Source organism: Bradyrhizobium sp. USDA 4451 (assembly GCF_054822585.1).
This window is the reverse complement of record NZ_JBTRCH010000001.1, coordinates 4908062-4923043: the sequence shown is the minus strand read 5'-3', so window position 1 is coordinate 4923043 and position 14982 is coordinate 4908062. Positions and strand designations below refer to the sequence as shown.

At 63.4% G+C, this 14982-nt stretch carries 10 protein-coding genes; 4 read left to right on the top strand and 6 right to left on the bottom strand.

The window, feature by feature from the left end; genetic code table 11:
- Positions 1-36: 36 nt before the first annotated feature.
- The 6 genes from ACVMB0_RS22505 to ACVMB0_RS22480 all read right to left on the bottom strand — a co-directional run bounded on the left by ACVMB0_RS22505 (position 37) and on the right by ACVMB0_RS22480 (position 9074).
- Positions 37-2952 carry an HAD hydrolase family protein gene (locus ACVMB0_RS22505; RefSeq protein ID WP_461347717.1) on the bottom strand — a complete coding sequence of 972 codons (2916 nt, stop codon included), beginning with the start codon at positions 2950-2952 and terminating at the stop codon, positions 37-39.
- A gap of 28 nt (positions 2953-2980) precedes the next feature.
- Positions 2981-4183, bottom strand: coding sequence for a glycosyltransferase family 4 protein (locus ACVMB0_RS22500; protein ID WP_461347716.1), 1203 nt, complete (start codon positions 4181-4183; stop codon positions 2981-2983).
- Positions 4180-4983 carry a polysaccharide deacetylase family protein gene (locus tag ACVMB0_RS22495; RefSeq protein ID WP_461347715.1) on the bottom strand — a complete coding sequence of 268 codons (804 nt, stop codon included), beginning with the start codon at positions 4981-4983 and terminating at the stop codon, positions 4180-4182. Before ACVMB0_RS22495 ends, ACVMB0_RS22500 begins: the two co-directional genes overlap by 4 nt.
- On the bottom strand, positions 4980-7250 hold the full coding sequence (locus tag ACVMB0_RS22490) for a hypothetical protein (RefSeq protein WP_461347714.1): 2271 nt from the start codon (positions 7248-7250) through the stop codon (positions 4980-4982). The genes ACVMB0_RS22495 and ACVMB0_RS22490 overlap by 4 nt, the downstream gene beginning before the upstream one ends.
- 28 nt (positions 7251-7278) lie before the next feature.
- A complete protein-coding gene (locus ACVMB0_RS22485) occupies positions 7279-8028 on the bottom strand; it encodes a WecB/TagA/CpsF family glycosyltransferase (protein WP_461349699.1) in 750 nt (249 codons plus the stop codon).
- A 65-nt stretch (positions 8029-8093) separates the two neighbouring features.
- Entirely contained in the window at positions 8094-9074 is a 981-nt protein-coding gene (locus ACVMB0_RS22480; protein ID WP_456755519.1) for a UDP-glucuronic acid decarboxylase family protein, read from the bottom strand.
- Positions 9075-9347: 273 nt separating this feature from the next.
- Between ACVMB0_RS22480 and ACVMB0_RS22475 the strand changes: the two genes are divergently transcribed.
- The 4 genes from ACVMB0_RS22475 (at position 9348) to ACVMB0_RS22460 (ending at position 14852) form a co-directional block, all read left to right on the top strand.
- Entirely contained in the window at positions 9348-10688 is a 1341-nt protein-coding gene (locus tag ACVMB0_RS22475) for a polysaccharide biosynthesis/export family protein (RefSeq protein WP_461347713.1), read from the top strand.
- A gap of 132 nt (positions 10689-10820) precedes the next feature.
- A complete protein-coding gene (locus tag ACVMB0_RS22470; RefSeq protein WP_461347712.1) occupies positions 10821-12443 on the top strand; it encodes a right-handed parallel beta-helix repeat-containing protein in 1623 nt (540 codons plus the stop codon).
- Between the two features lie 192 nt (positions 12444-12635).
- On the top strand, positions 12636-13628 hold the full coding sequence (locus tag ACVMB0_RS22465; protein ID WP_456756572.1) for an NAD-dependent epimerase/dehydratase family protein: 993 nt from the start codon (positions 12636-12638) through the stop codon (positions 13626-13628).
- Between the two features lie 66 nt (positions 13629-13694).
- Complete coding sequence (locus ACVMB0_RS22460) at positions 13695-14852, top strand: sugar transferase (RefSeq protein WP_461347711.1); 1158 nt, start codon at positions 13695-13697, stop codon at positions 14850-14852.
- Positions 14853-14982 lie beyond the last annotated feature (130 nt).

Below are 14982 nucleotides of genomic sequence, written 5' to 3'. Positions count from 1 at the left end.
CAAGGCGGTTGGCCAGTAGCCGATGGCTCAGTGACGTCATCGTATGAAAATCCTGAAAGTGGCCCGGTTGAAAAGCGCGCCGACCAGCGCACGGGCCTGAAGGCGGTCGGCTACCCTGAGCAGATCCAGAAACAGGTGCTCGCCGTCGGATCGGCCGGCCAGTTTCGTCCGGCCATCGCACCCGTCAGCTTTTCGGTCGACGAGAGCGCCGACGATATCGAGCAGACCCCGCTGATAGGAATAGCGCGAGACCGTGCAGCCGAGCAGCCGCGCCTCCCTCCTGCAGCGGATCTGCGCCGGAGCAAAGCTGCGCGTAGCCGCCCGAAACATCGGCAGGTCGGCTTCGGTGTCGCCGATCGCAATCGTCTCGGCGTCCGGTCCCAACACCCGGTCGCGCAGGGCCGCAAGGCCTGTCCCCTTGTTGACGCCCTTTGCTACCACGGTGGTATCGCTCGTGGTCTGACGGAAGCAAAGCCGGTCGAGCCGCAGCGTCGTGATCAGATCACGCACGGTCAGCGTTGGCAGCGGGACCGGGACGCCCTGGCCGACGGTAAAGCGGCGCATCCGCGATAGCAGGCTCTGGGGCTTCTTCTCGATCATGTAGGCTCGGATGGAATATCTGTGGCGCTCGTCGAGAAAAACGCCGGGAAGTTGTCGCAGCGCTCTCCTGAATTCGTCGAGCTGAACCAGCGAGTCCTGATCGATCAGCGGCAGTCCGTGCCCGGCAACGGCATCCCACAAATAAGCGCCGCTTTCTGCCACGCCCCCGGCCAGCCCGTAGGCTTCACAATAATCCTTGACCTCGTAGACCGACCGCGCCGTGTTGAGCGCGACCGAGCAGCCGTGCTTTGACAGCAGGGAAAGAGCCTCGATGCCGGCCGCCGTCGTGGACGGATAACCGAAGATGCGCCGATCCACGACGCCGTCGATGTCGAGGAACACGAGCGGCGAGCGCCAGGACACCGCTCGCGAGGGCCGACATCGCGCACCGCAGAACCGAGCGGTCTGTACGGTCAGGAAATCCCATGCACCGAGGAAGCGGCGGTGCTGCTCCTGCTGCTGCTTGCCACACTGCACAACACTGAAAAGATTCTCCTGCGCGGTCTCCATCGTCCACAGGCCGGCCAGCAGCTTGTTGATGAAGAGCCGGTCTGCAACCGACGCGTCGCCGGAATGCTCGACGTAACGGCGGACCAATCGATCCTCCTCGTCGGGCGACAGCTCGAAGCTCAAGATGGCCTCGGCGAGGTCGTAAGCCGGATCGACGCTGTTCAGCAGGGTCTTGCCGAGGGCATGCCCAAAATAGCCCGTCTTCAACAGGCCCGTCCCGCCCCCGATCCACCCGGCAGGTCCCATGTTGCCATCGATCAGCGTGGGATATGGGCAATGCAACCGATAAAGCCGCTGCTGGATCAGCGACCGCATCGGTACGTCGAGCACGAAACTGCCATACGCGCGACCGAACGCCTCGGCCAGCAGCGTCCAGCCGTTCTCGTACACGGCCTTGCCCGCTACACGCGACTTCGGCAGCGCCAGCAGACGGGTGCGCGCAGCAACGTAGCAGGCCACCCGGTCGATCCAGGAATCGCGATTCAGTCCAACGTCCATGGCAGCCTGCTTTTGCGGCAGCCACTCGCTGTAGAGGATGCCGTCGCGCAGCCCAAGGATCGGCGCAACGAATTCGGACAGCCGCTGCGCGACAAGGAACGCCGGGTAACCGAGGTATCCCAGTCCAACGCTCTTCGCCACGAAGTGACGGATCTCGCGATCGCCTTGCGCAGTCTGCAGCTGCACCTTGAATATTCGCTTCAGCGTCGCGCCTCGCTTGGCGCCCGCGCCGTGCTGTGGACCGCCGTCGAGTTCCTCCGCCCGCCAGCTATCCAGCACCTCGACAGCGGCGAACCCGCGCGGTGCAAGGTATTCGGCCAATCGTACCTCGACGATCCCGGGATCAAGCAGCTGCTGCTTTCGCCATCGCTCCGGCTCAAGCGTGATCACCAGGCCGTCCGGCAACGCCGCGGCCCAATCGGGCGTTGCCGGATGCGTCGGTACCAGCGCCCTTATCCTGGAAAGGTCGAAGCCCGCCTGACGCGCGATATCGACGGCAAGAACGATCGTGCCTCCCGAATTCGGCGGGTCGTCGACAATGACGAGCGTGAAGCCCTGCCGGGCGTATTCCGACAACTGCCTGCGCTCCGACTTGCTCGGGCCCTTCTTCGGCTGCACCGTGAGCTCGGCGATCCGGCCGTAACCTTCAGCCTTGAAGAAGGAGCACAACAGCGCGGAAAAGTAGGTGCCGGCCGTTCGCAAACCCAGGACGAGAACCGGATGCGACCTGTCGGGAAACTCCCGCATGAATTGTCGCCCCAGCTCGAACACATCGACAGGCGTCAGATCGAGCCGATTGAATGCGGACGGGATGCCCAGGCGAATGTCGCGCAGACCGGACGGGAACCGCCAGCGCAACAACGCCGACAGCTTCCCGATCACCTCCGCAAACGGCCCCGCATCGCCTTCCGATTGCATCAGGCCGGCAAGGAGCATGTCGAGCCCGTTCTGCCACTCCTGTCTCCAGCGACGAAGCTCAGACCTGTGCCGCAACGGCCACGTCTGCGCGACGTTATCGGTGGTCCATGATGCGAGACGCCCGAGCCGGGTTTTTGCCAGCTGCGAAGGTATGCGCAGCGTGTGTCCGCGCAGATATTCGTCGACGCCATTCAGAATCGAGCACGAAAGCAGATATATGTTTGTGGCAACGTCCCTCGCCTGCCAGCCCGGTTCAACATCGCCGAGCCGGTCGAGCTCGGCGGCAAGTCGCTCGCTCGCTTCGCCGACCGTCAAATGAGGATCGAGGCACCAATCGTAGGCGGAATAGAACCTGGTCTCGGCCGGCAGGGGGTCCAGCACCACCGTCGATCGCTCGATTATCGCCTGCCTCTCCAGCATCAACATCGCTATCTCGGCTCCGATTCCCCAGACGTTACGCTGCCGACCCCGCTTCGATTTCGGACACATCGCGCCGGGCGTTTTGATCGATGGCGCGTGCATAGACCGCCATCAGCGCGTGATAATTGGCGTCGGCGGTGAAATACCGGTCAAACGTCTCTCGCGCGGCGTGGCGCATCCCGGTCAGTGCTGATGGTTCGGACCAGAGGGAGCGCACAGACGCCGCGAGGTCGTCTGCGTCGCCCGCCGCAAAGCACACGCCGTTGCGCCCATCGACGATGTCGGCCATCGCGCCATGTCGGGGAACGATAACGGGCGTGCCCTTGGCGAACGCCTCGATCACGACACGAGGAAGTGCCCCCTCGTAACATTGCGACGGCAGGATCAACGCTGCCGCGGCACCGACCAGTTCGTAGACGTCGTCGTGGGACACGCCGTGCAACCAGTCGATCGCCGCATTATGGGCGGCCGCCTCGCGGACCAGCCCGTCAAGCGGGCCGTCGCCGACGATCTTCAGCGGCACGTCGAGTCCCCGCCAGGCCTCGAGAAGCGCTTGAATGCCTTTTTCCTCGGAAAGCCGGCCGACATAGATAGCGTAGCCGCCATCGCCGGCGCCGACGCGCGGCTCGGGAAACAGGAAGTTGGGCTTTACCACGATCTTCTCCGCGGGAAGCCCCCCTTCAATGAACTTCCGGCGACTGAATGCGCTCAGGGCGACATACGCATCGACCGCGTGCTGCCAGGTCCCGAGCAAGCGATGCGTCGCAAGCATCGTCGCGACGGTCGCGCTCGCCGCCGTGCTATGCCGGTAGCAGTTGTGCGCAACGCCACGCCAGAGCGTCGCCTTGCCGAGGCAATCCTCACAAGGCTTGCCATCGCGGAACAGCAGCGCATTGACGCAAACCAGACGGAAATTATGCAGCGTCTGCACCACGGGAACGCCCTCGGCATGCGCGGCGTAATAAGCGGCCGGAGACATCAAGGGAAACGTGTTGTGGAAGTGAACGACCTGCGGACGGTGCGAACGGATCAATCGCCGCATCTCGACAACGGTCGGCCGGCTCCAGATCGTGCGGCCCGCGAGCGCCAGACGGCCCATGTCGTCGATCGCGTCGTTGGAGAGACAATACTGCGTCACCTCGTGGCCGTGCGCCCTGAGCAGCGCCACCTCGGCCGCGACGCATTGGTCCTCGCCGCCGGCGAGCTTGTAGAAATTGTGCGCCACGAGAATGTTCATCGAGGTCCTCCTGCAGCCGCGGCTTCCATGGCGGGCACGGTCTGACCGGACGCCGCGACGGGCGGATTCGACAGGCGGCAAAGCTGCCCGTTGCCGATCGCCGGCGCCTGCCGCGTGCACTGCCCCATCAGGCGCAGCACGGTTTCCAGCCGCTGCCACTGGTCGAACTCCTCCAGCTCCCAGGAATGTCCCCAGAGATGGAAGACGCCGCCGCGTGCAATGACCTGAGACAGCAGCGATTCCGCGAGCGCGGACCAATCTGCGGTGCGGCCCTGGCGGATGTAGCGCCAGAGATTGCCGAAGGCCCTCCGCTTGATCGCATTCCTCGCCAGCGCGGAACCGCGGTGCGGAAACGCCTGGACCGTCGTCGGTATGTGCAACAGGCCGGCCAACGGTTGCGGAAAACCGAGCGCGAGGAGCTCGACGGTGCGCAGGCCGATATATCCCGCGCTCCGGACCATGCGCACATGCTCGCTGCGGTAGCGGCCGATCGGCGGGCAGAAGCACTCGCAACGAACGCCCGTGCCGTCCTCGATCCAGGACTTGGAATCAATGATCTCCCGCGAGGCCGTTTCTGTCGTCACGGACGTCAGATCGACATGATGGAGCGTGTGTGCGCCAATCTCGAAGCTCTTGCTCAGCGCGCGCAACTGCGTGGCGGACATGGTCGGTCGTTCGCGCGTCGTCGCCGGCACGTAGAAGGTGCCCTCCAGTCCGTGTTTCGCGAGCAATGCCGCCACACGATGATCCAGGGGGTGGCCATCATCCCAGCTGGTCGTGATGTAGGCCGGCAACGTCATGCCCCACCTCCCACCACACTCAGGCGATGCCGCGTCCGGACGTTCGCCTGAGCGGCGGCGAGCATCCGATCGATGCGGGGCATCGCGATGCTTCGCTGTATCAGGCGGAAAAGCCCGCGCGGCGACCATCGCAGGTCGAGCAATTTGAGCTCGGCCCGTGCGAAGGCGCGGATTTCCGCTATCAGCGCCGGCTCCTGCTCCGGTGCCTCCATCATTGTCAGGAAGGCCGACAAGGCGCTTTCCACAAACGTCCGCTTGCTGAGGGCCACGCGCCGATCGATGGTGCGAATATCAGTCGCCACGTCGCAAAGCAGGCCGGCAAGGTCGTAGGCCGCCGGGTAGCTTTGGTTGAATACGGCGCCGGCACATGCCGGCTTGTCGGCGTCGACGAGCGTGAGAATGCGATGCGTAGGATCGTAAAGGATGTTCTGAAGGCAGAGATCACCGTGCGGACTGCCCGACGCCCAATGCGGCTGCAACACGGTGACAAGAACCCGGGCCATGGCCGCCAGCACTTCGGGAGGCTGATCGCTATCGGCGGCAAGGGACTTGTTGAGGTCGGTGCCGGCGGCCATCGTCATCACCAGAGCCGGCGGCGCTTCGGAGACGTGAAGCGGCAATGGCGCGCGTAAGGTCCAGTCATGAACCGTCCTGCCGTCAACCGAGCCGTGCAGCCGCACCTGGGCATCGAACTGCCGCTTTGCCGTTTCGATCGCGGCCGGCTCATCGGGATAGAGCTTGACGGCCAGATCGCGATATCCTTTCCAGACCGCATCGTCCCTGCCGGCGCGGATGCCGTAGATCCGGCCCTGGAATCCTTCTCCGATTTGCCTGATGTCCAGTTCGACGGCCGGATTCGGTTGCGCGAACTGTTGCAAAACCCGCACGATGGGAGCGCGGACGTGATCTTCAGGACCGGGCCTGGCCGCGATCGTCAGGAATGCGATCCAGCGGGCCGCCGAGCCCGCTACGCTGCCGGCCAATATCCCGTAAGCTGCTCCGAGCAATCCCCATTCGACGGTAAATGCCCAGACCGCTACCGCCGTGACGAACGCTCCGACCGACGTCGCCATCACGACCGCCCGCGGCCGTTCCATGCTTGCCATTGCGTTGGAGGCCGACGCGCCGGCGGCAGTCGCAAGCACGGCCAGCGCGAGGATCGTCACCACGTCCCCTCGCCCGTCGTATCCGTGATCGTGGTAGACCGCGCTCATCAAGGCGTCGCCGCCGAAGAAAATCACGAACCAGAAAAGCGACATGACGCCGACGAGCAGAAGCGCATCGCGTGACGCCTGACGGCGCAGTCTCTCGACGCCTCCCTCCTTGAAAGCAAGGACCGAGCGCGGCGTCAGCGTGTTGCGGAACGCGCTCAGCAATGGGTTGGCCAGAGACGCAATACTGTTGCAAGCCGCGAAAACGCCGGTTTCCACCAGGCTGATCAAGAGGGGGAGCACCCAGTAGGTGACATAGCTCTGGATCGTGACCGTGATCTGTCCGGCGCACAGCCATTTGCCAAGTCGCCAGCTGTCCGCGGTCGCCTGCCGCACCTGGCCCGTCTGAACCGAGAAATTCCGTCGCGCCAGATAGAGCCAGACGAGGCTTGTCAACGCGCAGGCGCCGCCCAGTGCGACGGAGGCACTGACTGCGGACATTCTGCCGGTCCATCCGAGCCAGGCCAGCGCAGGCAGTTGCACCGCCGCCACGCCGGCGTCCAGGATGAAGGCGTTCGCCACATTCAAATGTGCGAATGCGTAAGTCCGATTGAACTCCCGCTGCAATACGAACGGAACGGTCAGCACCAGCGTGCAGACCAACCAGGTCAAATCCCTCCCGCCCCATAGCACGATCATCACGATGGTCACGATCGCCAGCACGACGATGGCGGCCACTGCCAACCACGTGCTGTGCAGCAGTGCGAGTCCGGCATGCTGCGCGGGGGTACGCGACGAGCGGTGCCGCTGAATCGTATAAGGCATCAGGACAAGGGCGTCCTGGACCGCGAGCACAAATCCCAATACCGACAGTCCGATGGCATAGATGCCGAGTTGGCTGGGCTGGGTGAAACGACCAACCAGCACCGTCGACAACAGGCTGGTGCCGCTCACGATCGCCTGGTCCGCCAACGCCAAGACATGCGTTCCAAAGATGATGCGCGCGATCGCTGCCCACGCTGCGGCGCTGCGGCTGGTGGGTTCTCGCACGGCGTGGCGGTCCGGATGCGGCAGCGCGTTGCGGTCCACACCAAGCGCCACGGAACGGTCTTTCATTCCAATTTTCGGCATCCCAACCTTCGACTCACCCGGCCTCACGCGACGGCATCGCGCCGGTCGACCTTCGACTTCGCATGGCGCGCCGCAGCAACTCACCCGCCGCAAGGCAGGAGAATCCGGGGACGATGTAGGCATAGCGTCGCCACAGACGCCGCGGCTCCGAGCACAGCCGGAACAGCCATTCGAGGCTATGACGCTGCATCCACAGCGGCGCCTGACGCTTGGTTCCCGCGAGGAAATCGAATGCTGCGCCGACGCCGACCATCACCGGCGCCTCGATCTGTTCGCGATGCGCCGCCATCCACCGCTCTTGCTTCGGCGTGCTCAGGCCGACCCAGACGACGTCCGGCCGCGCGGCGTTGATCATGTCGACAATCGCGCGGTCTTCGTCCGGCGTCAGTGCGCGAAACGGCGGCGAGAAGGTGCCCGCCACTTGCAGTCCCGGCGCGGTGCGAACCAGCGTTTCCTTCAACTTCTCGGCGAGGCCGACATCTCCGCCATAGTAGAATTGCCGAAAACCCCGCCTCGCGGAAAGCGCCGTCATCGCCCGCATCAGGTCCGGTCCATAGACCCGTTGCGTGCGCTTCTTGCCGACCAGGCGCAGGAAATACACAAGCGGCATCCCGTCCGGGGTCACCATGCCGGCCTCATCGTGGATCTTGCGCAGCGACGGATCGCTTCGGCATTCCATCACGCCGTGCACGCCCGTGACGCAGACATATTCGCGGCGTCGCTCCGCGATCCAGCGCTCGAGCGTCGCAACCGCATCGTCCATGGTAATGGCGCTCACGCCGACACCGAGCACGTCGCCACGATCAAGCGCTGGGTTGGCCCTGGCAATCACTGGGGCACCTTCCACACGAGCTTGTCGGCCTCGCGCGGATCGGACAGCAGTTTGTCGAAATATTCGATGGTCTTGCTCAGTCCTTCGACCACACTCACGACCGGCGCCCAGTGCAGCAGCTCGCGCGCGCGGGAAATGTCCGGCCGGCGCTGGCGCGGATCGTCCTGCGGCAAGGGCCGGAACTCGAGCCTGGAGCGCGACCCCGTCAGCGAGATGATGAGCTCGGCGAGTTGGCACATGGTCATCTCGGTGGGATTGCCGAGATTGACCGATCCCTCGATGTCCACGGTCGCGTTCATCAACCGCGTCAAGCCATCGATCAGATCGTCGACGTAGCAGAACGATCGTGTCTGCATTCCCGTGCCGAAGACCGTGATCGGTTCGCCCCTGAGCGCCTGCACGATGAAGCTGGACACGACGCGGCCGTCCTGCGGATGCATGTTCGGGCCGTAGGTGTTGAAGATGCGGGCGATGCGGATATCCAGCCGATGCTGCCGCCGGTAATCGTAGAACAGCGTCTCGGTGCAGCGCTTTGCCTCGTCGTAACAGGCGCGCGGTCCGGCGATGTTGACGATGCCGCAGTAATCCTCGGTCTGGGGATGGACGTCCGGATCACCATAGACCTCGCTGGTCGACGCCTGAAGGATACGGGCATGCAGTCGCTTGGCGAGGCCCAGCATATTGATGGCGCCGAGCACGCTCGTCTTCGTGGTCTGGATCGGATCGCGCTGGTAGTGAATTGGCGATGCCGGGCATGCGAGGTTGTAGATTTCATCGACCTCGACATAGAGCGGGAACGTGACGTCGTGCCGCATGACCTCGAATGCAGGCTCGCCGAGAAGCGGTTCGATGTTCCGGCGCATCCCGGTGAAGAAATTGTCGACGCAAAGCACCTCGCATTCCTGCTTCAGCAGCCGTGCACACAGATGTGAGCCGAGGAATCCTGCTCCCCCGGTGACCAGAACACGTCTTTTCACGCTGGCTCTCCGCCGTTTTGCATGTTCGCCGAACAGTCTCCGGCGGTCCTGATCTTGCGTGAGCCAACGGGCAGCCGACAGTCGCGCTCATGGATAAGCCGCAACGAATAGGAGCTATCCGGCGCGAATCGAGGGGTACCACCAGCGAAGTACCGCCGACGCGCGCCTCATTAGCCCGTGTTTTTCCGCACTTGGCCCACACAACCACTAGTCTTGAGGCCGCCGGCCATGGCGCGTCTGCGCCGATCCAGCCGGCCACGCGTGGAGTTCTTCGTGGACAGTGATCACCGACCGATTGCTTCCGGCACCGGCGCGTCGACGCCGATCCGACGCTTGCTGACATCGTTGTCGGCGGCGTGCCTTTCCGTGCTGTTGTGCTCCGGCACAGCGCCGGCAGGCCAGACCACCTACCATCTTGCGCCGGGCGACCGCATCACGGTGACCGTGTTCGGGCAGCCAGAACTCTCGGGCGATCACCTGATCGATGATGCCGGCACCATCAGCCTTCCGCTTGCCGCCGCCATCGAGGTCAAGGACCTGACCGTGTTCGAATGCCAGGAGCGGATCAACGACCAACTGCTTGCCGAAGGACTTCTCCGGACCCGATCCGTCGGCGTGCGCATCGCCGAGCTGCGGCCGCTCTATGTGCTGGGCGACGTGCGGCTGCCGGGCGCCTATCCGTTCCGCTACGGCAGCACGACGCAGAGTGCCGTGGCGCTTGCCGGAGGATATGGCCCCGTCGACGCACTGCGCCAGACCGCGCTCTCCGACTATCTGCTGGCAGAGGAACGTGTCCGCCAGCTCACCAATCAGAAGCGCACCATGCTCATCCGCCAGGCTCGTCTCGAGGCGCAGCGCGACGGCAAGGACAGCTTCTCCCCGCCCGATCTCGGCAACGCAGCCAACGACAAGGAAACGCTCCGGATCATCGCAAGCGAGCAGGACATGCTCCGGGTCCAGGCTGCGATTCTGCAAGGCCAGATCGACCTGCTTCGGTCGCAAAAGCCGCTGCTGAAGGAGCAGATCGAGGCCAACAGCGAGCAGGGCAACGCCGGGAAGAAGCAGCTCGACCTGATCCGGCAGCAGATCGATCGATATGCCAACCTTCTCCGGCAAGGATTGGGGACACAGAACAACGACTTCAATTACCGTGTCCTCGAGGCAAACCAGGAAGCGGCTGTCTGGCGATCGCTCTCGGACGTGTCCCGCCTGCAGGTCGATGCGGGAAACGTGGATTTCAGGATCAAGGAGGTTGACGCGGCATTCAAGCGCCAGGTTGCGATAGATCTGCAGCAGACGCGCGATCAGCTCAACGACCTCGAGATCACGCTGCCGGCGGCCACCGCGGTGCGCGACGCCCGATGGCGGAACGTCGGCGGCGGGGTTGGCGCCAAGCATTTGATCAGCATCACGCGCATGCGGAATGGCAAGGCCGTCGTCTCGGATGCCGACGAGACGACGTCCGTTGAGCCCGGCGACGTCATCGAGGTCAAGAACGAGATGCCAGGCGGCATCACGTCGAGCGACCAGGCCGCCGCGCAATCGCTTGGATCGCGATCGTCCGGAACTGAACAAGCCAGCGGCCAGGACTTCACCAACCCGATTGCCAGATAGCCAGGTGGCGCCGCCATACGAACTGCCGCCCATGAATCCAGCCTGGGCTTTTCAGGAGCCATGACAGCACCCGCCGCGACCGCGCACACCCTATCCCCGGACCGCTACGTCCTCCTGCCAAGTTGCGTTCTCATGGGTTACGCGCTGCTCGGAACGGGCTTTGCCTTTTTTGGTTATCGACAGATCCTCGTCGGCGAATTCACCTTGATCGCGGCGTTGCTTGCCCTGCTTCAGGCAGGCTGCCTGATCGTCCCGCTCGGGTCTGCCCCGGGCCTTCTCCGCGGCCACCCGTCGCGAGGTCCCGTCGGCCGGCGTAGGCTGAGGCACTCGGCCTGGCTCACGGCGTTGATCTGGGTCGTCTCGGCCCAGCCGGCGCTGTGTGGCCCCGTCGAGGAGCCCTGCCCGGCCGATACCATTCCGATTCAGCCGGACGAGCCGATCCAGGCCGCAGTCGATCGTGCCCAGGAGGGCGCGGCCTTCTGTCTGAAGAACGGCATTCATCGCAGCCAAGCTGTCCGGCCACGCAAAGACCAGCGCTTTTATGGAGAAGGCCGGACAATCCTGAACGGCAGCCGCGTTCTCACCGACTTCAGCCGAGAAGGCGCTTACTGGGTTGCCGAGGGCCAGAACCAGCAAGGACGCCGGGTCGGATCATGTGTCAAGTCGGCGCCGGCCTGCAATTTGCCGGAGGCCGTCTTCGTCGACGACGTTCCGCTCACTCAGGTGTTGACGAAAAGCGAGGTGACGGCCGATCGCTTTTACTTCGATCATTCAGCTGGAAAGATATTCCTCGCCAATGACCCTGCCGGCCATAAGGTCGAAGTCACCGTCGCGGCATTCGCGTTCGGCAGTACTGCACCCGGCGTCCTGATCAAGAATCTCATTATCGAGAAATATGCCAGTGTCGGCCAGAAGGGGGCCGTCCAGGCTCAGGATGCCAACGGCTGGGTGGTCGAGAATTGCGAACTTCGGCTGAACAGCGCGGCGGGGATCGCGGTGGGCTCCGGCACCCGGATCCGCGACTGTGACGTCCACCACAACGGCCAGATCGGGATCACGGGCGTCGGCCACGACGTCGTGATCGAACGCAATCACGTGTTCGAGAACAACACCCGCGCGTTCAATCCCAACTGGGAAGCCGGCGGCGTCAAGCTTGCGGTCAGCTCGAACGTCGTGATGCGGGATAATCTCGTCTACAACAATCGTGGCCCGGGCCTGTGGTGCGACATCGAATGCCGCGACGTTCTCTACGAGGGCAATATCGCCGAAGGAAACAGCGAGGCCGGAATATTTCACGAAATCTCGTTCGCGGCTGTGATCCGCAACAACAAGCTTCGACACAACGGCCTCGGCAAGGGCGGGTTCTGGGGTAACAACCTCCTGATTGCCGCGTCCCAGAACGTCGACGTGTATGGCAACGAGCTGATCGTGAGCGCTGGGAAGTGCGGCGTCATCCTTGTCGACCAGGGCCGCCGCACCAAATCGGGTGAGCTCTACAAGACCCGCGACAACCACATCCATGACAACGACATGACGTTCGAGGGTGCAGTTTGTGCCGGCGCCGCCTCCGACGTCGGAGCTGACAGCGCAAACGCCGATGTCATCGAGACCGGCAACAACCGGTTCGATCACAACGTCTATCGCATCTCTCGTGGAGGCGCACCGGTCAGATTCGCGTGGGGGCGTGCCGTCCTCGATTGGGACCGACTGCAACACGCCGGGCTCGAACAGCACGGCAGTCTCCTCGTCCATTGACATGACCCGGGGTCACGATGCTCGCAAGCCGCGCACATCGAATGTCATTCCATGATGAGTGCGATTTCGGACTACCACCTCGTTTCAATCGGGACTTTGAAACGCTCCGGTTAAGCTCGCGTTCGACGTTGCTCAATCCTTCCACGATTGGTGCAGTTCAGACAGCTACCGAGACAACATGGAGGCGCGAAAATGCGAGGCAGGAAAACGGCGCTCGTCACGGGTGCCGGTGGGTTCATCGGCCACCATTTAGTCAAGTACCTTGTCGGACACGGATACTTCGTCCGCGGCGCCGACATCAAGTCTCCCGAATACGAAGAGACCGCCGCCGACGAGTTCATGATTGCCGACTTGCGTGAGCGCGCAGAGTGCCTGCGCGTCACCGAGAAAATCGACGAGGTCTATCATCTTGCCGCCGACATGGGCGGCATCGGCTATATCAGCACGCAACACGCCGAGATCACGCTCAACAACACCTTGATCGATGCGCACATGCTGCAAGCTGCACAGCACAACAAGGTCAAGCGCTTCCTGTTTTCCTCGTCCGCCTGCGTCTATCCGCAACATCTGCAGCGAAGTCCCGACGTCGTCCCGCTGCGCGAGGACGATGCGTTTCCGGCCGATCCGGAAGAAGGGTACGGGCTCGAAAAGCTCTATACCGAAAAACTCTGCCAGTACTTCACCGAGGACTGGCACCTGCCCACGCGCGTCGTTCGCTTCCACAACGTCTACGGCCCGCTCGGCACCTATGACGGCGGCCGCGAAAAGGCGCCCGCAGCTCTTTCGCGCAAGATCGCCGGCCTGCGCAGCGGAGACGAAATGCCGATCTGGGGCGACGGCAAGCAGACACGCTCGTTCATGTACATCGACGATTGCGTCGAAGGCATCCATCGCATCATGCAGTCGGACTATTCCCTGCCGCTGAACCTCGGCACGGACGAATTGGTGACGGTCGACGAACTGGTCGACATCATTGCCGCCATCGCCGGCAAGTCCGTGATCAAGCGTCACGACATATCGAAGCCGCAGGGCGTGCGCGGCCGCAACAGCGACAACTCGCGGTTAAGGACGGTCCTCGGCTGGGAACCCGGAACGACGTTGCGGCAGGGCCTCGTTCCCACCTACCGCTGGATCGAAGGGCGGGTTCTTGGCAAGCCCGATCTCTCTAACATCGCAGCCGCATAGCACTAGACGTCCTCCGGCATCGCAGCCGGAGGACATCTTCCATTGGATCGAACGGAAGCCAGTATCATGACCGACCAGGGGCTGCACCTGCGCCAGGCGAGCCGCGCGAACCTGCCCTCTGGCAGCCCAGCCGGCTTTGGATTGGTCCGTCGGCATCGCAAGTCGATCGTGGCGCCCCTGCTGTTCAGTGGCGATCTGGCCGCTGCATTGTACGCCGGCTGCTGTACCAGCTTACTGGCCCAAGCGGTCGGACTGCCGGCACCGGAGCATCTTGGGGTCGCGGTGCTCCTTGCGGTTTTCGCGTTCTTCGCAACCGGACTCTACAGCGGTCCGGGTCCGGAGCCCTACCAGCGTTTCCGGCAGCGCATCCGTGGCGTTGGCATTGTCGTGGCGATGTGGAGCATCGTCACGATGGCGCGGGGCGGCGGCGGAAACATCGTCCATCTGATCTTCGTCGAGACCGCTTATGCGGCTTGTCTCCTCTTGATCGGCCATTATGTAGAGGCCGCGCTGCGAACTCTGCTGATTAATTTCGACTTGTGGGATGGCTCAACCGCCCTGATCGATCCGGTCAGTCAATACCGCGACCTCGCACGATACTCCCGGCAGAACCAGTTCCTCAAACGTATGCTGGATATCGTACTCGCTGTTCCGCTGGCGCTCATCGCGCTGCCCGTCGTGGCGCTGGCCGCGATATTGATCAAGCTGATCGACCCGGGTTCGGCTTTCTTTGCCCAGCAGCGCATTGGATTCCGCGGAAAGCTGGTGAAGATGTACAAGTTGCGGACCATGTATGCCGACAGCGGCCGTCTGCTGGAGGAGCATCTCAATCGTAACCCGCATGCGCGTGCCGAGTGGCAACAATTCTTCAAGTTGCGGAACGACCCACGCATTCTGCCTGTTATCGGCAATTTCCTGCGCCGTTCCAGCATCGATGAACTGCCGCAGCTCTGGAACGTCATCCGTGGCGACATGAGTCTGGTCGGCCCGCGCCCTCTCCCCGCTTACCATATCGAACAGCTCGATGAGGAATTCCAGTCACTGCGCACGAGCGTTCTGCCGGGCCTCACCGGACTGTGGCAGGTCTCGTCCCGCAGCGACGGCGATCTGCAGGTTCTGAGAGAACAGGACCTTTCCTACATCCGCAATTCGTCATTCTGGCTGGACGTGTACATCATGCTGCAAACGCTGCCCGCCGTGCTGGGGGCAAAGGGAGCCCGTTAACCGTCAAGCCGTGTCCTTGAACCGGCTTCGAAGCCGAGGCGCGCGTTCAGCGCGGCGGACGGAAGACCTGCTCACGATGGTTGCCGCGGGACCGCCATGGACCACCGTCCAAAGCGGCACGTGTTTCAAC